This is a genomic window from Pseudomonas sp. GNP012, from assembly GCF_054343835.1.
Map to the genome: position 1 here is coordinate 4,409,437 of NZ_JBTGUU010000001.1, position 19,220 is coordinate 4,428,656.

The 19,220-nt window shown below is 61.4% G+C and carries 15 protein-coding genes; 6 read left to right on the top strand and 9 right to left on the bottom strand.

The window, feature by feature from the left end:
- Positions 1-11 precede the first annotated feature (11 nt).
- The 6 genes from ACXX83_RS19850 to ACXX83_RS19875 all read left to right on the top strand — a co-directional run bounded on the left by ACXX83_RS19850 (position 12) and on the right by ACXX83_RS19875 (position 8,535).
- Entirely contained in the window at positions 12-1,172 is a 1,161-nt protein-coding gene (locus ACXX83_RS19850; protein WP_015096755.1) for an efflux RND transporter periplasmic adaptor subunit, read from the top strand.
- Positions 1,169-4,270, top strand: a complete 3,102-nt coding sequence (locus ACXX83_RS19855) for a multidrug efflux RND transporter permease subunit (RefSeq protein WP_458549409.1) — start codon at positions 1,169-1,171, stop codon at positions 4,268-4,270. The genes ACXX83_RS19850 and ACXX83_RS19855 overlap by 4 nt, the downstream gene beginning before the upstream one ends.
- A 9-nt stretch (positions 4,271-4,279) precedes the next feature.
- The gene (locus tag ACXX83_RS19860; protein WP_015096757.1) at positions 4,280-4,957 is read left to right on the top strand and encodes a heavy metal response regulator transcription factor; all 678 of its coding nucleotides are present in this window, start codon (positions 4,280-4,282) and stop codon (positions 4,955-4,957) included.
- Positions 4,947-6,311, top strand: a complete 1,365-nt coding sequence (locus ACXX83_RS19865; protein WP_458549410.1) for a heavy metal sensor histidine kinase — start codon at positions 4,947-4,949, stop codon at positions 6,309-6,311. Before ACXX83_RS19860 ends, ACXX83_RS19865 begins: the two co-directional genes overlap by 11 nt.
- Positions 6,312-6,560: 249 nt before the next feature.
- Positions 6,561-6,785 (top strand): hypothetical protein, encoded by a 225-nt coding sequence (locus ACXX83_RS19870; protein WP_217838470.1) that lies wholly within the window; start codon positions 6,561-6,563, stop codon positions 6,783-6,785.
- A 247-nt stretch (positions 6,786-7,032) separates the two neighbouring features.
- On the top strand, positions 7,033-8,535 hold the full coding sequence (locus ACXX83_RS19875; protein ID WP_458549411.1) for a sensor domain-containing diguanylate cyclase: 1,503 nt from the start codon (positions 7,033-7,035) through the stop codon (positions 8,533-8,535).
- Between the two features lie 188 nt (positions 8,536-8,723).
- Here the strand turns inward: ACXX83_RS19875 and lpxC are convergent, their stop codons facing one another.
- The 9 genes from lpxC to murD all read right to left on the bottom strand — a co-directional run bounded on the left by lpxC (position 8,724) and on the right by murD (position 19,214).
- Positions 8,724-9,635: a UDP-3-O-acyl-N-acetylglucosamine deacetylase gene (gene lpxC / locus ACXX83_RS19880; protein WP_007939852.1), complete on the bottom strand. Its 912-nt coding sequence runs from the start codon at positions 9,633-9,635 to the stop codon at positions 8,724-8,726.
- Between the two features lie 112 nt (positions 9,636-9,747).
- Positions 9,748-10,941, bottom strand: a complete 1,194-nt coding sequence (ftsZ, locus tag ACXX83_RS19885) for a cell division protein FtsZ (RefSeq protein ID WP_007972612.1) — start codon at positions 10,939-10,941, stop codon at positions 9,748-9,750.
- A 73-nt stretch (positions 10,942-11,014) separates the two neighbouring features.
- Positions 11,015-12,274 carry a cell division protein FtsA gene (ftsA, locus tag ACXX83_RS19890; protein WP_007972611.1) on the bottom strand — a complete coding sequence of 420 codons (1,260 nt, stop codon included), beginning with the start codon at positions 12,272-12,274 and terminating at the stop codon, positions 11,015-11,017.
- A 15-nt stretch (positions 12,275-12,289) separates the two neighbouring features.
- The gene (locus ACXX83_RS19895; protein ID WP_015096761.1) at positions 12,290-13,156 is read right to left on the bottom strand and encodes a cell division protein FtsQ/DivIB; all 867 of its coding nucleotides are present in this window, start codon (positions 13,154-13,156) and stop codon (positions 12,290-12,292) included.
- A gap of 4 nt (positions 13,157-13,160) precedes the next feature.
- Positions 13,161-14,144: a D-alanine--D-alanine ligase gene (locus tag ACXX83_RS19900; protein ID WP_217836323.1), complete on the bottom strand. Its 984-nt coding sequence runs from the start codon at positions 14,142-14,144 to the stop codon at positions 13,161-13,163.
- The gene (gene murC, locus ACXX83_RS19905; RefSeq protein ID WP_007989894.1) at positions 14,141-15,601 is read right to left on the bottom strand and encodes a UDP-N-acetylmuramate--L-alanine ligase; all 1,461 of its coding nucleotides are present in this window, start codon (positions 15,599-15,601) and stop codon (positions 14,141-14,143) included. The genes ACXX83_RS19900 and murC overlap by 4 nt, the downstream gene beginning before the upstream one ends.
- Positions 15,594-16,664, bottom strand: coding sequence for an undecaprenyldiphospho-muramoylpentapeptide beta-N-acetylglucosaminyltransferase (murG, locus tag ACXX83_RS19910; RefSeq protein ID WP_126047474.1), 1,071 nt, complete (start codon positions 16,662-16,664; stop codon positions 15,594-15,596). Before murG ends, murC begins: the two co-directional genes overlap by 8 nt.
- Positions 16,654-17,871, bottom strand: coding sequence for a putative lipid II flippase FtsW (gene ftsW, locus ACXX83_RS19915; RefSeq protein ID WP_015096764.1), 1,218 nt, complete (start codon positions 17,869-17,871; stop codon positions 16,654-16,656). Before ftsW ends, murG begins: the two co-directional genes overlap by 11 nt.
- A complete protein-coding gene (gene murD / locus ACXX83_RS19920) occupies positions 17,868-19,214 on the bottom strand; it encodes a UDP-N-acetylmuramoyl-L-alanine--D-glutamate ligase (RefSeq protein WP_015096765.1) in 1,347 nt (448 codons plus the stop codon). The genes ftsW and murD overlap by 4 nt, the downstream gene beginning before the upstream one ends.
- Between the last annotated feature and the right edge of the window lie 6 nt (positions 19,215-19,220).

Genomic DNA, 19,220 nt, shown 5'->3' on the forward strand with positions numbered 1-19,220 from the left:
GCCTCACTCGCATGCGAATCCAGAAAAAACCCGCCCTGCTTGTCGCCCTTCTGATCGTCTTGGCAGCGCTGGGCCTGTGGTATGCCACCAAACCGGTCAAGACCAAACTCGCCACCCCCACCGCCATCCCGGTGCGCGTGGTCGCCGTCGCCGAAAAAGACGTGCCACGCTATGTCAGCGGCATCGGGTCGGTGCTGTCCCTGCACAGCGTCGTGGTCCGTCCGCAAATCGACGGCATCCTCACCAAAATCATGGTCAAGGAAGGCCAACTGGTGAAAAAAGACGACCTGCTGGCCACCATCGACGACCGCTCGATCCGCGCCAGCCTCGACCAGGCCCGGGCACAGCTGGGCGAAAGCCAGGCGCAGCTGCAAGTGGCGCTGGTCAACCTTAAACGCTACAAACTGCTGAGCGTTGACGACGGCGTTTCCAAGCAGACCTACGACCAGCAACAGGCGCTGGTGAACCAACTCAAAGCCACCGCCCAAGGCAATCAGGCTTCAATCGACGCAGCTCAGGTACAACTTTCCTACACACAGATTCGCTCCCCAGTGACCGGTCGCGTCGGCATTCGCACCGTGGATGAAGGCAACTTCCTGCGCATGACCGACACCCAAGGCCTGTTCACCGTGACCCAGATCGACCCGATCGCCGTGGAGTTCTCCCTGCCGCAGCAAATGCTGCCGACCTTGCAGGGCCTGATCAACGACCCGCAGCACGCTCGGGTCAAGGCCTACATCGGAGCTGACACCGACGGCGAAACCGGCAACCTGCTCGGCGAAGGTCACCTGACCCTGATCGACAACCAGATCAATGCCAACACTGGCACCATCCGCGCCAAGGCCGAGTTCGACAATCCGGGGCAGAAGCTGTGGCCGGGTCTGCTGGTGACGGTAAAGATTCAGACAGCCCTGGATAAAGATGCGCTGGTGGTGCCGCCGACGGTCGTACAACGCGGCCTCGACCAGCACTTCGTGTACCGGGTCAATGGCGACAAGGTCGAAGCCGTCCAGGTGCAAATGGTCTATCAAGGCAGTGGCCAGGACATCATCAAGGGTGTGAAACCGGGTGATGTACTGGTCAGCGATGGTCAGTCGCGGCTCAAACCAGGGTCGACGGTGCAGGTGATGACCGAGCCGCCGCAAGTGGTGCAATCGGAGGCGGCACAATGAAGGGCCACGGTTCGGTATCCGCCTGGTGCATCGACCACCCGGTGGCCACGGTTCTGCTGACGTTCGCCCTGGTGCTGCTGGGCGTCATCGCCTTTCCGCGCCTGCCGGTAGCGCCGTTGCCGGAGGCAGAATTCCCGACCATCCAGGTGGCCGCGCAGTTGCCCGGCGCCAGCCCGGAAACCATGGCCTCCTCGGTGGCCACCCCCCTTGAAGTGCAATTCAGTGCCATTCCCGGCGTGACCCAGATGACCTCGAGCAGTGCACTGGGCTCGACCATCCTGACCCTGCAATTCACCCTCGACAAGAGCATCGACACCGCCGCCCAGGAAGTGCAGGCGGCGATCAATACGGCCGCGGGCAAGCTGCCCAAGGACATGCCGAACCTGCCGACCTGGCGCAAGGTCAACCCGGCCGACAGCCCGGTGCTGATCCTCAGCGTCAACTCCTCGCTGATGCCCGGTCCGGAGCTCAGCGACCTGACGGAAACCCTGTTGTCCCGTCAGCTCAGTCAGGTCGACGGTGTAGGCCAGGTCGCCATCACCGGTCAGCAGCGTCCGGCGATCCGCGTCCAGGTTTCGGCGGACAAACTCGCCGCCATCGGCCTGACCCTTGCCGACATCCGCCTGGCGATCCAGCAGACCAGCCTCAACCTGGCCAAGGGTGCGCTGTACGGGGAGTCGAGCATCTCGACCCTGTCCACCAACGACCAGTTGTTCCACCCGGAGGACTACAGCCAGCTGATTGTTTCCTACAAGGACGGCGCGCCGGTTCATCTGCGCGATGTCGCCAAAGTCGTCAACGGATCGGAAGATGCCTACGTCCAGGCTTGGGCGGGCTCACAACCGGGGGTGAACCTGGTGATCTTCCGCCAACCGGGCGCCAACATCGTCGAAACCGTGGACCGTATCCAGGCCGCCTTGCCGGCGCTGGAAGCGATGCTCCCCGCCTCGGTGCAGGTCAAGGTGCTGATCGACCGGACCCAGACCATTCGCGCGTCCCTGCATGAAGTGGAAATCACCCTGCTGATCGCGATCATGCTGGTGGTGGCGGTGATGGCGCTGTTCCTGCGCCAGTTGTCGGCGACCCTGATTGTGTCGGCGGTGCTGGGGGTTTCGCTGGTCGCCAGTTTTGCGCTGATGTACGTCATGGGCTTCAGCCTGAACAACCTGACGCTGGTGGCGATCGTGGTGGCCGTGGGCTTTGTGGTCGATGATGCGATCGTGGTGGTGGAAAACATTCACCGGCACCTGGAGGCCGGCGACGGCATGCGCGAAGCGGCGATCAAGGGCGCGGGCGAGATTGGTTTCACCGTGGTGTCGATCAGCTTTTCGCTGGTGGCGGCGTTCATTCCGTTGCTGTTCATGGGGGGCGTGGTCGGGCGACTGTTCAAGGAGTTCGCCCTGACCGCCACCTCGACCATCTTGATTTCGGTGGTGGTGTCGCTGACCCTGGCGCCAACCCTGGCCGCGCTGTTCATGCGCGCGCCAGTGCATCATGCCCACGACAAACCGGGCTTTGGTGAGCGTCTGTTGGCCTGGTACGAAAAAGGCCTGCGCCGCGCCCTCGCCCATCAGAAAACGATGATCGGCGTGTTCGCTTTGTCGCTGGGTCTGGCCGTCGCCGGCTACATCTTCATTCCTAAAGGCTTCTTCCCGATCCAGGACACCGGCTTCGTCCTCGGCACCACCGAAGCCGCTGCTGACATTTCCTACGGCGACATGGTGAAAAAACACCTCGCCATGGCGGAAATCGTCGCCGCCGACCCTGCTGTGGAAACGTTCTCGCACTCGGTCGGTGTCTCCGGCAGCAACCAGACCATCGCCAACGGCCGTTTCTGGATCACCCTGAAAAAACGCAGCGACCGCGATGTCTCGGCCAGTCAGTTCATCGACCGGATTCGTCCGCAACTGATGAAAGTACCGGGCATCGTCCTGTACCTGCGCGCCGGCCAGGACATAAACCTCAGTTCAGGCCCGAGCCGTGCTCAGTATCAGTATGTGCTCAAGAGCAACGATGGCCCGACCCTGAGCACCTGGACCCAGCGCCTGACGGAAAAACTGCGCGCCAACCCGGCCTTCCGCGATGTTTCCAACGATTTGCAACTGGGCGGCAGCATCACCCACATCAGCATCGACCGCAGCGCCGCGGCGCGTTTCGGCCTGACCGCCAGCGACGTCGACGAAGCCCTGTACGATGCCTTCGGCCAGCGACAGATCAATGAATTCCAGACCCAGGTCAACCAGTACAATGTGATCCTGGAGCTGGACACACAGCAACGTGGCAAAGCCGAAAGCCTCAACTATTTCTACCTGCGCTCACCCCTGAGCGGGGAAATGGTACCGCTGTCGGCCCTGGCCAGGTTCGATGCGCCAACCATCGGCCCACTGTCCATCGCCCATGACGGCATGTTCCCGGCCGCCAACCTGTCGTTCAACCTGGCGCCCGGCGTGGCTTTGGGCGATGCGGTGATCATGCTCGACCAGGCCAAGGCCGACATCGGCATGCCAACCGCCATCAGCGGTAATTTCCAGGGCGCAGCCCAGGCGTTCCAAAGTTCGCTGGCCAGCCAGCCGTGGCTGATCCTGGCGGCGCTGTTGGCGGTGTACATCATTCTCGGCGTGCTCTACGAGAGCTTCGTGCATCCGCTGACGATCATTTCGACCTTGCCTTCGGCGGGCCTCGGCGCAGTGATCATGCTGTGGATCTGCGGCCAGGACTTTTCGATCATGGCCTTGATCGGGCTGGTGCTGTTGATCGGTATCGTCAAGAAAAACGGCATCCTGATGATCGACTTCGCCCTCGACGCGCAGCGCAATGGCGGACTGTCGCCTGAAGAAGCGATCTTCAAGGCCTGCATCACGCGGTTCCGGCCGATCATCATGACCACCCTCGCCGCCCTGCTTGGCGCCCTGCCGCTGATGCTTGGCTACGGCACTGGCGCCGAGTTGCGCCAACCCCTGGGGATCGCGGTAGTCGGCGGCTTGCTGGTGAGCCAGGCGCTGACGCTGTTCACCACGCCGGTCATATACTTGTGGCTGGAGCGGTTATTTCATCGGCCTAAACCTTCGCCAGTACCGGCGCTGGCGACCACAGACTGAGGCGGGGTCATGCGCGTCCTGATTATCGAAGACGAGGAAAAAACCGCGGACTATCTGCACCGCGGCCTGACGGAACAGGGTTACACCGTGGACCTGGCGCAGGATGGGGTCGAAGGCCTGCATCTGGCGCTGGAGAGCGACTACGCGGTGATCGTCCTGGACGTGATGTTGCCGGGCCTCGACGGTTTCGGCGTATTGCGCGCCTTGCGTGCGCGCAAGCAGACCCCGGTGATCATGCTCACCGCCCGCGAACGTGTGGAAGATCGCATCAGAGGCCTGCGTGACGGGGCCGATGATTACCTGGGCAAACCGTTTTCCTTCCTTGAGCTGGTGGCACGCCTGCAAGCGCTGACCCGGCGCAGCGGCGGTCATGAACCGGTGCAAGTGAGCATTGCCGACCTGTGGATAGATTTGATCAGCCGCAAGGCTACTCGCGGCGGCGCAAGGCTGGACCTGACCGCCAAGGAGTTCTCGCTGCTCAGCGTGCTTGCCCGGCGCCAGGGGGAAATCCTCTCGAAAACCGCCATTGCCGAGATGGTCTGGGACATCAATTTCGACAGCGACGCCAACGTCGTCGAAGTCGCGATCAAACGCCTGCGAGCCAAGCTTGACGGACCCTTCGAAGAGAAACTGCTGCACACCATTCGCGGCATGGGTTATGTGCTGGAGAGCCGCGGTGTCCAGTAACAGCATCGCCTTGCGCCTGAGCGGGATGTTCACGCTGGTGGCGTTGCTGGTGTTCCTGTTGATCGGCGGGGCGTTGTACCAACAGGTCGACAAAGGCCTGGGCCTGTTGCCCGAAGCCGAGCTGGATGCGCGCTACAGCGTGCTCGAATCCACGGTCGGCCGTTACGGCACGCCTGAGCATTGGGTGAAGATCAACAACAAGCTCAACCTGCTGAGCGAAGAAGACAAGCGCATCAGCTTCTGGATCATCAGTGGCGATCCGCATTACGAATACGGCAACCTGACCCCGCAGGTCCGCACCTTTGCCCAAGGGCCACTGGGCATGCGCGACATGCATCTGCCGGATCACCCCTATCCGCTGAAAGTGCTGGTCAGCGAATTCCCGGCCAAGGACCAGCGCCCACCGCTGCGCTTCATGATCGCCATCGACACCGAGACGTTTTTCCAGACCCAGCATCAACTGTTGATCGCGCTGATCAGCCTGGCGATTGTCGGCGTGCTGCTGGCCTCGGCACTGGGTTACTGGGTGGCGCGGATCGGCCTCAAGCCGCTGATCAAACTGTCCCAGGAAGCCCGGCGCCTGGCTCCGCCGTTGCGCTCGGGACGCCTGCGATTGTCACCGTTGCCCCCGGAACTCGATCAATTCGTCAGCTCCTTCAACTCGACCCTGGAACGGGTCGAGCAGGCTTACTCACGCCTTGAATCGTTCAATGCCGACGTCGCCCACGAACTGCGCTCGCCACTGACCAACCTGATCGGCCAGACCCAGGTTGCATTGACCCGCGGACGCTCCGCCGAGCATTACTTCGAAGTGCTGCAATCGAATCTCGAAGAGCTTGAGCGACTGCGTTCGATCATCAACGACATGCTGTTCCTGGCCAGTGCCGATCAGGGCAGCAAGGCAACCAGACTGACGTCCACGTCGCTGGCCGATGAAGTGGCCACGACCCTGGAATATCTGGACTTCATTCTCGAGGACGCTCAGGTCCAGGTAGAGGTCAGTGGTGACGCGCAAGTGAGCATCGAGATCGCCCATCTGCGCCGGGCGTTGATCAATCTGCTGAACAACGCGGTGCAGCACACTGCGCCCGGCCAGGTGATTGAAGTGCACATTGAAGCCGCAGAACATCAGGTCAGCATCGGCGTCGCCAACCCCGGCTCACCGATTGCCCACGAACACCTGCCACGGCTGTTCGAACGCTTCTACCGGGTCGATGCATCGCGCAGCAACAGCGGCCACAACCATGGCCTTGGGCTGGCCATCGTCAAGGCGATTGCGTTGATGCATGGCGGCGATGTGTTCGTGCGCAGTGACCATGGGATGAATACCTTCGGCATTCATCTTCCTGTCTGACCCCCTCTTCCTTTGTGGGAGCGAGCTTGCTCGCGATGCAAGCGACTCGGTGCAACTTCTGAACCGAGGTGATGCTATCGCGAGCAAGCTCGCTCCCACATTGGTTCCGGCTTGAACACAAGTGTGCAACCAACCAACTGTTGCCATAACAGCAACAGTCCTTTCATGAATCCGCTCTTTTTCCCCTCGCTCAAGATCCTTATCTTTGCCCGCACCAAACAGCACTTGCCAAGCAAGAAGGTTTTAAAGATGTCCAACAGTATGGGTATTGCCAGCGCTTTCGTTTTGTCCTCTTTGTTCCTGTCGCCACTGGCGATGGCGGAAGAATCGCAGACTTTCGTCGCACATAACGCCGCACGCGCTGCAGCGCTCGAAGAGCATCAGATCGAGATGACGGCCAAGGCTGCGCAAGACGCCCAAGCCCCGCAAGCCTCGACCAATCAGGCCCGGCCACAGGTCGAGAAGGACAGCTGATCTGCACCGTTCACTCCCGCTTCCCACGACACTGTTCATCGGCTCTTCCCTTTGAAAAATTGTCTGCAAAGCCGCTGCTTTCAGCGGCTTTTTTTATAATGGCGATTCAACTTTCATTGCAATTTTCGCAACGACAAGCGCTGATGCCCACGCCATTGACCAGTCGTTAGAGCAACAGGCACGATTCACCCGGCTGCTACGTTAATGCAACTACGCTTACAACGTCCCTTTAGCAGACGTCAGCCCTATGACCGCAAGCCGCACCCCACATTTTCTAGGCCCGTCCGGGCGACCCGAGATCATGGTGATCTTCGGCAGCACCCTGACGGTCATCTCGATCCTGTGCATCGTCACTTTTCTGCTGATCCGCGAACACGCCTACGCTCAGCAAATCGCCACACGCAGCGCGACCACCATTGCGCAACTGATCGATGCCGATGTCCTGCGTACGGTCGAGCTCTATGATCTGACCTTGCAGGGCCTGATCGCCGCTGCCCAACGGGACGACCTGAAACAGGTTTCGCCGCAGATTCGTCATCTGGCGCTGTTCGACCGCTCCACCACCGCGCGCTACAAGGGCGACATCCTGCTGCTGGACAAGCACGGCGACGTGCTGGCCGACTCATCGTTGATCGAACCGAAACCGGGTAACTTCGCTGACCGCGATTATTTCCTGGCCCATGTCTTCAATCGTGATACCGGCATGTTTATCAGCCGACCGTTCAAGCCGCGCTGCGACTGCGATGACAGCGACCAATGGCGCATCAGTTTCAGCCGGCGCATTTCCTCGCCCACGGGTGAGTTTCTGGGGGTTGCGGTAGCCTCGATGCGCATGAGCTACTTCGATCAGTTGTTCAACAGCCTCGACATCGGCACCGGCAGCACGCTGGGCATCATCAACAATGACGGGATCCTCCTGGCGCAGAAGCCGTACCGGGAACCGAACTCCATCGGCAAAAGCTTCTCCAGCCGCCCCAACGTCGTACGCATGCTGCAGGAGCGCAATGGCACCTTTGAAAGTGTGTCGAGCGTCGACCATCAACGGCGCTTGTACACCTTTACCCGGGTCGGCAACCTGCCGCTGACTGTCATCGTGGCGCTTTCTGTGGATGAGGTGTTCGCCACCTGGAACCGTACGGCCTATGTGATCAGCGGTGCTACCGGGGTTTTGTGCATAGGTTTGCTGTGGTTGACCTGGCTGCTCTGCCGCGAGTTGCGCCTGCGCCAGAGTGCCGAGCAGGAATTGGCGCAACTGGCGGCCACCGATGCCTTGACCGGCGTGGCCAACCGCCGATCTCTTGATCAGACCCTGCGCCATGAATGGTTTCGCGCGCAGCGCAGTGGCAAGCCGTTGTCGTTGCTGATGATCGATGCCGATCACTTCAAGGCCTTCAATGACCGGCACGGGCATCAGGCCGGCGACGAAGCGTTACGGGCATTGGCCGAGGTCATCAGTGCCAATGTCCACCGCCCCACAGACCTGGTGGCGCGCTACGGGGGCGAAGAGTTTTCGGTGGTCCTGGCCGAAACAAGCGGTGACGGTGCACGGCAGATTGCCGAACATATTCGTGAGGCTGTACAAAAACTGCCACTGGTCGACGTCGGTGAGCGGCCGATGAGCGTGAGTATCGGTATTGCCACCTGGACGGCGACCAGCGATATCACCCTGGAACAGTTGCTATTCAGTGCGGACAAGGCGCTGTATCAGGCCAAGGAGAGGGGGCGTAACCGGGTGGTGTATGCCAGCTGAATTCTATGCTGAACCGACTGGCCTCTTCGCGAGCAAGCCCGCTCCCACAGTTGATTGCGCCCCCCTGTGGGAGCGGGCTTGCTCCGGGCGGCGTTCCGACGAAGGGGCCTTCACTGCCACCATCAAAATCAGGACATAAAAAAAGGCCACCCGAAGGTAGCCTTTAAAAAACTAGAGAGGTTTTTTGCTTACACGGCCGCAACCGGGCGCATGTAAGAGATCGGTGCAGTGCTGGCGTCTTCGAACGTCACGACTTCCCAGGCATCTGTCTGCTCAATCAACTTGCGCAGCAGCTGGTTGTTCAGTGCGTGGCCGGACTTGAAGCCCTTGAACTCACCAATCAGGCTATTGCCCAGCAGGTAGAGGTCACCAATTGCATCGAGAATCTTGTGCTTCACGAATTCGTCTTCATAGCGAAGGCCGTCTTCGTTCAGTACGCCATCGGCGTCGACCACAATAGCGTTTTCAACACTGCCGCCGAGTGCGAGGTTGTGCTTGCGCAGGTACTCGATGTCACTCATGAAACCAAAGGTACGGGCGCGGCTGACTTCTTTTACGAACGAAGTGCTGGAAAAATCCACGCTTGCACTTTGGGTGCGGTCACGGAAAACCGGGTGATCGAAATCGATCTCGAAGCTCACTTTGAACCCTTCGAAAGGGACGAAAGTAGCGCGCTTGTCGCCATCTTCCACTGTCACTTCACGCAGGATGCGGATGAACTTCTTGGCGGCGTCCTGTTCTTCCAGGCCAGCCGATTGAATCAGGAATACGAAAGGTCCGGCGCTACCATCCATGATCGGGACTTCGGACGCGGAGAGCTCGACGTAGGCGTTATCGATGCCCAGGCCTGCCATGGCCGAGAGCAAGTGCTCTACCGTGTCCACTTTGACGTCACCGTTAACGAGCGTGGTCGACATAGTGGTTTCACCAACGTTTTCCGCGCGGGCAGGAATCTGCACCACGGGATCGAGGTCGGCGCGACAAAACACAATGCCAGTGTCGACAGGCGCTGGCTTGAGGGTCAGATAGACCTTCTCCCCGGAGTGCAGGCCGACACCTGTGGCACGGATAATATTCTTCAGGGTGCGTTGTTTAATCATGGCATGGGCCGCTTCAGCGCAAATTGCGAACTGGTATCAACAAAGGCTGGCGATGATAGCAGACCACGCCTTTGCTGAACACCAATCACCTTCATAGCCCTGATACATTTCATCAATCGGCCTGACGACGCAGGAAAGCCGGGATGTCCAGGTAGTCCAGGTCATCTTGCGGATTCATCTTCGCGGCAGTCGCAGCACCGGCCTGGGCCTGGTTGCGCATGACGGTCGGACGGTCCAGGTCACGGTAGTTCACCGCTGGAGCTTCCTGACGAACAGGGGCCTGTTGTTGTGGCTGTGCAGCCATCGAAGTGTGAACGGTATTGTCGATGACCTTCACAGGCTTCTCGATTTTAGCGCCCAGACCGGTTGCAACGACAGTCACGTGCAGCTCGTCGCGCATGTCCGGATCGATAACGGTACCGACCTTGACCATCGCGTGTTCCGAAGCGAATGCCTCGATGATGCTGCCCACGTCGGAGTATTCGCCCAGGGACAGATCCGGACCGGCGGTAATGTTTACCAGGATGCCGCGAGCGCCTTGCAGGTTCACGTCTTCCAGCAGCGGGTTGCGAATGGCCGCTTCGGTGGCCTCGCGTGCACGGTTCGGACCGCTGGCGCAGCCAGTGCCCATCATCGCCATGCCCATTTCGCTCATCACTGTACGCACGTCGGCGAAGTCGACGTTGATCATGCCCGGACGCTTGATGATGTCGGAGATACCGCGAACGGCACCGGCCAGTACATCGTCAGCCTTGGCGAAAGCCGACAGCAGGCTGGCGTCTTTACCGAGGATGGTCAGCAGCTTCTCGTTGGGAATGGTGATCAACGAGTCGACGCTTTCGGAGAGCATGCGGATGCCTTCGTCGGCGATCTGCATACGCTTGCGGCCTTCGAACGGGAATGGACGGGTCACCACCGCAACGGTGAGGATGCCCATTTCCTTGGCCACTTCGGCGATGATCGGCGCAGCACCGGTACCGGTACCGCCGCCCATGCCAGTGGTGATGAACACCATGTTGGTGCCCTGCAGGACTTCGGCAATGCGCTCACGGTCTTCCAGAGCAGCTTGACGGCCGACTTCAGGGTTGGCGCCAGCGCCCAGGCCCTTGGTCACGCCGGTGCCCAGTTGCAGGATGGTACGCGCGCCGATGTTTTTCAGCGCTTGAGCATCGGTGTTGGCGCAGATGAACTCGACGCCTTCGATGTTGCTCTTGACCATGTGGTTGACAGCGTTGCCGCCGCCACCGCCGACACCGATAACTTTGATTACCGGGCTTGCGGGGATGTTGTCTACGAGTTCGAACATTTTCCCTCTCCTTTACATTCTCTAGTTTTTTCGCCTACTGCGTGCTTCGGTGTAACGGTGTTGCGGTAAATCTTCAGAAATTGCCCTGGACCCACTTCTTCAGGCGGTCCAGCAGCGGAGCCTGTGGCTCTTCGTTGCTGTAGCTGTCGCGGCTGCCGATGCCCGAGAACGAGATGCCATCGGACTGCTTCTGCAGGCCGTACATCAACAGGCCGACGCCGGTGGAATAGATCGGGTTGCGTACTACGTCATCCAGACCTTTCACGCCATGCGGTACGCCCAGGCGCACCGGCATGTGGAAGATTTCCTCGGCCAGTTCAGTGGCACCTTCCATCTTCGCGGTACCGCCGGTCAGCACGATGCCGGCCGGGATCAGATCTTCGTAGCCGCTGCGGCGCAGTTCGGCCTGGATCAGCGTGAACAGTTCGTCGTAGCGCGGCTCGACCACTTCGGCCAGGGCCTGGCGGGACAGTTCGCGTGGTGGACGGTCGCCAACGCTTGGCACCTTGATGGTTTCACCGGCACCGGCCAGTTTGGCCAGGGCGCAGGCGTAGCGAATCTTGATTTCTTCGGCGTACTGGGTCGGAGTGCGCAACGCCATGGCGATGTCGTTGGTCACCTGGTCGCCGGCAATCGGGATGACCGCGGTGTGACGGATCGCACCTTCGGTGAAGATCGCGATGTCGGTGGTACCGCCACCGATGTCCACCAGGCACACGCCCAGCTCTTTCTCGTCGTCGGTCAGCACCGAGTAGGCGGAAGCCAGCTGCTCGAGAATGATGTCGTCGATTTCCAGGCCGCAGCGACGCACGCATTTTTCGATGTTCTGCGCGGCATTGACGGCGCAGGTGACCACGTGGACCTTGGCTTCCAGACGCACGCCGGACATGCCCAGCGGCTCGCGGACGCCTTCCTGGTTATCGATCACGTAGTCTTGCGGCAAGGTGTGCAGCACGCGCTGGTCAGCCGGGATCGCCACGGCCTGGGCAGCGTCGAGCACGCGTTCGAGGTCGGCCGAGCTGACTTCGCGATCACGAATCGCCACGATGCCGTGGGAGTTCAGGCTGCGGATGTGATTGCCGGCCACGCCGACGAATGCCGAGTGAATGCGGCAACCGGCCATCAACTGCGCTTCTTCGATGGCGCGCTGGATCGATTGCACGGTGGATTCGATATTCACCACCACGCCTTTTTTCAGGCCACGGGACGGATGGGTACCGATCCCGACGATTTCCAGCGTGCCGTCGTCCGCGACCTCGCCTACCAGCGCCACCACCTTGGAGGTGCCGATATCGAGACCGACGATCATTTTGCCGCTTTGCACGTTTGCCATGGGTCCTGCCTCTTCTTAATTCTTCGCGACAGCGGGTTGGGCTGCCGTGGGCGCTACAGGTTCCCGCCAGCCAACGGCGAGGCCGTTGGCGTAGCGCAGATCGATGCGCGCAATGTTCGTAATCTGTTCTTTGAGCGTCTTGTCATAGATGGCGATGAAGCGGCGCATCTTTTCCACCTGGTTGCCGCGTCCGAGCAGCAGTTCGATCCCCGGGCCGGCACTTCCGGGTCCGGTGGTCAGGAACCAGCTGCCGCGTTCACGCAACTCCAGGCGTGCAATCGAGAAGCCCAGAGGCCGGAGCATCTGACTCAACACCTGGTATTGCTGCATCACCTGCTGCTGGGCCCGCTGCGGGCCGAACAGCTGAGGCAAGTGTTCGTAGTTCGCCAGCTCGCGCGGGGTGAAGGCCTGGCCCTGGTTGTTCAACAGCGATTCGTCACCCCAACGGGCCACCGGCAGTTGTTCTTCCAGGCGGATCACCACTTGATCCGGCCACACCCGACGCACTTCGGCGTGGGCAATCCATGGCATCGTTTCAAGCTCGGTGCGCATGCTCGCCAGGTCGATGGTGAAGAAGCTCGACGCCACGTACGGGGCGATCCGCTGCTGCACCGCTTGCTGGCTGATGTAACTCAGGTCGCCCTGCACGTTGATCCTGGAGATCGGCCGGTCGGCATACGGCAACAAGCGTGTCGCGCCTTCGTAAGTACCGAACCCCAAGGCCACCAGCAGCACCGGCCAGAACAACGCTTTGAGAAAACCGAAGTTGGCTTTCGGCAGGCGCGCGGACATCGGCTCTTTGGCCACCATTCGGCTGGCACCCCGTGGCACCGGCTTGCGGCCGGGTGCGGGAGGCTGATGTCTGAGCTGAGCGCCTTGCATGGCCTTAACCTCTCGTCGACTCTTGGTAACCGGCAGCATTGCCGGCAACGCTCTCGGCCAGAATGGCCAGGACCAGTTGCTGGAAATCCAGACCGGCGGCACGGGCCGCCATCGGCACCAGGCTGTGATCGGTCATGCCCGGTGCGGTGTTGACTTCCAGGAACCAGAACTGCCCTTCGGCGTCCTGCATCACGTCTGCCCTGCCCCAACCGGCGATACCCAGCGCTTCACAGGCTTTCGCCGTGAGTTCCATGAGTTCCTGTTCCTTGACGCGGTCCAGACCACATGGAATGCGGTACTGGGTATCGTTGGCGATGTACTTGGCGTCGTAGTCGTAGAAGCTGTGCGTCGTGCCCAGGGCAATCGGAGGCAACACCTGGTCACGCAGAGTGGCGATGGTGAACTCCGGACCGTGAATCCATTGCTCGACCAACACTTGCGAATCGTAGGTACTGGCCGCTTTCCATGCGTCGATCAATTCGGACGCGGAACTCACTTTGGCCATACCGATACTTGAACCTTCATGGGCCGGTTTGACGATCAAAGGGAAGCCCAGTTCCGTCGCTGCCGAAATACAATCGGCCTCGCTGCAAAGGACTGCGTGACGTGGCGTCGGAATGCCCAGGCTGTGCCAGACCTGCTTGGTGCGCAGTTTGTCCATCGCCAGGGCCGACGCCAGGATGCCGCTGCCGGTGTACGGAATGCCCAGGCATTCGAGCAGGCCCTGCATGCTGCCGTCTTCACCGCCACGACCGTGGAGGATGATGAAGGCGCGGTCGATCTTTTCGCTCTGCAGACGCTGCAGCAGGTCATCGCCCACGTCGAGGCCGAACGCGTCGACACCGGCGCTAAGCAGCGCGTCGAGAACCGCGTTGCCCGACTTCAGGGACACCTCGCGCTCGGCGCTCTTGCCGCCGAACAGCACGGCGACGCGGCCGAAGTCTTTCGGCGCGATCGTGGAGACCAGGTTGGCGTAGGCAGCAGTCATTTCAACTTCCCCTTCTCCGGTGCGGCAACGGCGCCGGCGAACAACTCGCTTTTCAACAGTTTCGGTGCGAGACCACCGATATCACCGGCGCCCTGGCACAGCAGGATGTCGCCGGCACGCAGCAGCGGCTTGACCACTGGCGCGAGGTCGACACCACGCTCGATGTAGATCGGGTCGAGCTGGCCACGCTGACGGATGCTGTTGCACAGTTTGCGGCTGTCGGCACCCGGAATCGGCTCTTCGCCGGCCGGATAGACCTCCATCAGCAGCAGTACGTTGGCGTCGGCCAGCACATTGACGAAATCGTCGTACAGGTCGCGGGTGCGGCTGTAACGGTGCGGCTGGTAGACCATCACCAGGCGGCGCTCCGGCCAGCCACCGCGTACGGCCTTGATCACGGCCGCGACTTCGGTCGGGTGGTGACCGTAGTCATCGACCAGCATCACGTTGCCACCGTCAACCGGCAGTTCGCCATAGACCTGGAAGCGTCGGCCAACACCCTGGAAGCCGGACAGGCCCTGGACGATGGCTTCATCGCTGACGCCTTCGTCGGTGGCGATGCAGATGGTTGCCAGTGCGTTCAATACGTTGTGGTTGCCCGGCATGTTCACCGACACATCCAGCGGCTCGCGGTCAGGGCGCAGCACAGTGAAGAAAGTCTGCATGCCCTGCTGGCGCACGTTGATGGCGCGCACGTCGCAGTCTTCGCCGAAGCCGTAGGTCACAGTCGGACGCTTTACCTGCGGGAGGATTTCACGCACCACCGGATCGTCCAGACACACCACCGCCAGGCCGTAGAACGGCAGGTTGTGCAGGAACTCGACGAAGGTTTTCTTCAGCTTGTTGAAGTCACCGTCGTAGGTCGCCATGTGATCGGCGTCGATGTTGGTGACCACGGCCACCAGCGGCTGCAAGTGCAGGAAGCTGGCGTCGCTTTCGTCGGCTTCGGCGATCAGGTAGCGACTGGTGCCAAGCTGGGCATTGGTGCCCGCGGCATTCAGGCGGCCACCGATGACGAACGTCGGGTCCAGGCCACCGGCGGCGAACACCGAGGCGATCAGGCTGGTGGTGGTGGTTTTGCCGTGGGTACCGGCAACGGCGATGCCGTGGCGGTAGCGCATCAGTTCAGCCAGCATTTCTGCACGCGGCACCACCGGAATACGGCGCTCCAGTGCGGTTGCGACTTCCGGGTTGGACGTGTTCACGGCACTCGACACCACCAGCACGTCGGCGGCAGCGGCGTTCTCGGCACGGTGGCCGATGAAGATCTGCGCCCCGAAGGACTCCAGACGCTCAGTCACCGGCGAAGCCTTCAGGTCGGAGCCGGACACTGCATAACCCAGGTTCAGCAGCACTTCGGCGATCCCGCACATGCCCACACCGCCGATACCGACGAAGTGGATGCGACGGATACGGCGCATTTCCGGTTGTGGCATGGCTTTCTGACTCTCAACCATGGGCCACCTCCAGGCAGCTATCGACGACGTTACGGGTGGCATCGGGTTTGGCGAGGCGGCGTGCCGCGGTAGCCATTTCGTTGAGTCGTTGTGGTTGCATCAGGACCTCTGTCAGGCGAGCGGCAAGATCCGCTGCACCAGTCGTTCTTTGTGGCATCAGGAAGGCTGCGCCTTCACGGGCCAAATATTCGGCGTTGCGGGTCTGGTGATCGTCGATGGCGTGGGGCAAAGGCACCAGCATCGAGGGCAGACCGGCGGCGGCCAGTTCACTGATGGTCAGCGCGCCTGCGCGACAGACCACCAGGTCGGCCCAGCTGTAGGCTTGGGCCATGTCTTTGATGAAGGGCTGCACCTGCGCCTCGACGCCAGCCGCGCGATAGCGCTCTGCAGTCACTTCATCGTGGTTTTTGCCGGCCTGATGGAACACTTCCGGACGCAAGTCGACAGCGACTTGCGACAGGGCTTCAGGCAGCAACTTGTTCAACGGCTCTGCGCCAAGGCTTCCGCCCAGGATCAGCAAACGCGCCTTGCGACCGGCCAGGGCAGGTCGCAATGTCTCGAGGAACAGCTCGGTGCGCACCGGGTTACCGGTGGTCCGGCGGCTGTCCGACAGGGTAAAGGTGTCGGGGAACGCTTCACAGACTCGGGCGGCCAACGGCACCAGCAACCGATTGGCGGTACCGGCCACGGCGTTCTGTTCATGAACGATCACCGGCACGCCGGCCAGTTTGGCTGCGACACCGCCAGGGCCGGTCACAAAGCCACCAAAGCCCACGACGCAGACCGGTTGCAGACGGCGAATGATCGCCCGTGCCTGCCAGACCGACTTGAACAACATGAACGGTGCCTTGAGCAGGGACAATTTGCCCTTGCCGCGCAGACCGCTGGCGTTGATCCGGTGCAGTTCGATGCCGGCTGCCGGCACCAGATCGTTCTCGATGCCACGCGGGGTTCCGAGCCAGTGCACGGTATAGCCGCGCGCCTGGAATTCGCGGGCACAGGCCAGCGCCGGGAACACGTGGCCCCCGGTGCCGCCGGCCATGATCATCACGTTAGCGCCCATGGTGCGGCTCCTCGGCGAAGTCGCTCTCATGGAACTCCATCTCCTCGCTGCCCAGGTGGGTTCGACTTTCCCACTCGATGCGCAGCAACAAGCCGAGACAGGCACAGCAGATCACCAACGAACTGCCGCCGTAACTGAGGAACGGCAGGGTCAGCCCCTTGGTCGGCAACAGGCCGACGTTCACGCCGATGTTGATCAGGAACTGGCCGATCCACAGGAACGACAGACCGTAGGCAACATAGGCGGCGAAGAACTGCTTGGCCTTCTCGGCCCAGAGTCCGATGTACATGCCACGAATACACACGAAGACGAACAGTGCCACGGTGCACAACGAACCCACCGCGCCCAGCTCTTCAGCCAGGACCGAGAACACGAAGTCAGTGTGGGCCTCAGGCAGGTAGAACTGTTTCTGCACGCTGTTGCCCAGGCCGACACCGAACCATTCACCGCGACCGAAAGCGATCAATGCCTGGGACAACTGATAACCGGCACCGAACTGGTCGGCCCACGGATCGGCGAAGTTGGTCAGGCGCGCCATCCGATACGGCTGCATTTGAATCAACAGCACCACCGCGCCGACGGCCAGGACCACCATCAGGGAAAAACGGAACAGCCCGACGCCGCCAAGGAACAGCATCGCCGCCGCGGCCCCCATCATCACGACCGTTGCACCGAAGTCCGGCTCCATCAGCAGCAGGCCCGCCATCGGCAGCAGTACGATGAACGGCTTGAAGAAGCCCATCCAGCTTTCACGCACTTCCTTCTGGCGACGCACCAGATAACCGGCGAGGTAGATCACCACGAACACCTTGGCGATCTCGGAAGGCTGGACGTTGAAGAAACTGAAGCCGATCCAGCGCATCGAACCATTAACCTCACGGCCGATCCCCGGAATGATCACCATGATCAGCAAGCCGAACGCACCCAGCAGCATCAGCCAGCCCAGGCGTTGCCAGGTGGCGATCGGGATCATCATGGTAACGATGCAGGCACCCAGGCCCAGCACCGCGTAAATAAGGTGGCGGATCATGTAATACAGCGCGCTGCCCGACTGCACGGCCGCCACTTCGGTCGATGCCGAGGCAATCATGATCAGTCCCAGGCCGAGCAGCGTCAGGCAACCGGCGAGCATCGGGAAGTCGAGGTCGATACCGCGCCCGGTGATGAGCGGCGATGGATAGGGCTTGATGATGCCTTTGAGGCTCATGCCAGATCCTCCACGGCTTGGACGAACTGGTGGCCACGGTCTTCGTAGTTCTTGAACATGTCGAAGCTGGCGCAGGCTGGCGACAGCAGCACTACGTCGCCCGGCTGGGCGGCGGCGCGGCATCGTTCGACGGCTTCGACCAGGGAAGCGGCGCGGATCAGCGGAACGGCGTCGCCAATGGCCTCGCCGATCTTGTCGGAGTCGCGGCCCATCAGCACCACGGCGCGGCAGTTGGCCGCCACCGGATCGCGCAGGTCCTTGAACTCGGCACCCTTGCCGTCACCGCCGGCGATCAGCACGACTTTGCCGTCGATGTCCGCGCCCAGGCCTTCGATGGCGGCCAGCGCGGCGCCTACGTTGGTGGCCTTGGAGTCGTTGTAGTAACCCACGCCATCAAGGTCGCGGACCCATTGGCAGCGGTGCTCGAGGCCGGCAAAGGTGCGCAGGCTCGACAGCATGGCATCGAACGGCAGACCGACCGCATGGCCAAGGGCCAGGGCCGCCAGGGCGTTGGACTGGTTGTGGGCACCGCGAATCTTCAATTCGCGCACCGGCATCAGGTTCTGGAATTCGAAGGCCAGGTATTTCTCGCCGTCTTCTTCACGGATGCCGAAGGCTTTGAAATCCGGTTTGCTCAGGCCGAAGGTCCAGCACGGCTGGCCCTCGCCCATCAACGGACGGCTCAGGGCATCCTGGCGATTGACCACGAACTGTCTGGCACCACGGAAGATCCGGTGTTTGGCCAGGTGATAGGCCGGCAGACCGCTGTAACGGTCCATGTGGTCTTCGCTGACGTTGAGCACGGTCGCCACTTCGGCGTTGAGTTGATCGGTGGTTTCCAGCTGGAAACTCGACAACTCCATCACGTACAGCTCGACGTCATCGCGCAGCAGATCCAGCGCCGGGGTACCGAGGTTGCCGCCGACGGCCACACGCTTGCCCGCCGCCGCCGCCATTTCGCCGACCAGGGTGGTGACGGTGCTTTTCGCGTTGGAACCGCTGATGGCCACGATCGGCGCCTTCGCGTTACGCGCGAACAGCTCGATGTCACCGGACAATTTCACGCCACGTGCGGCGGCGGCCTGCAGGGCCGGGGTCGCCAGCGCCAGGCCGGGGCTCACGTAGAGCTCGTCGGCGCGGCACAGGAATTCGACGTCCAGCTCGCCACAACGCACTTCCACGTGCGGATAGTCACGCTTGAGCGTGGCCAGTTCCGGTGGATTTTCCCGCGTATCGGCCACTGCAAACGCCACGCCCCGGTTCGCCAGGAAGCGAACCAGGGACATGCCGCTCTTGCCGAGGCCGACAACGATGCGGAAGTGGTCAGAAGCGATCAGAGACACGAGTTT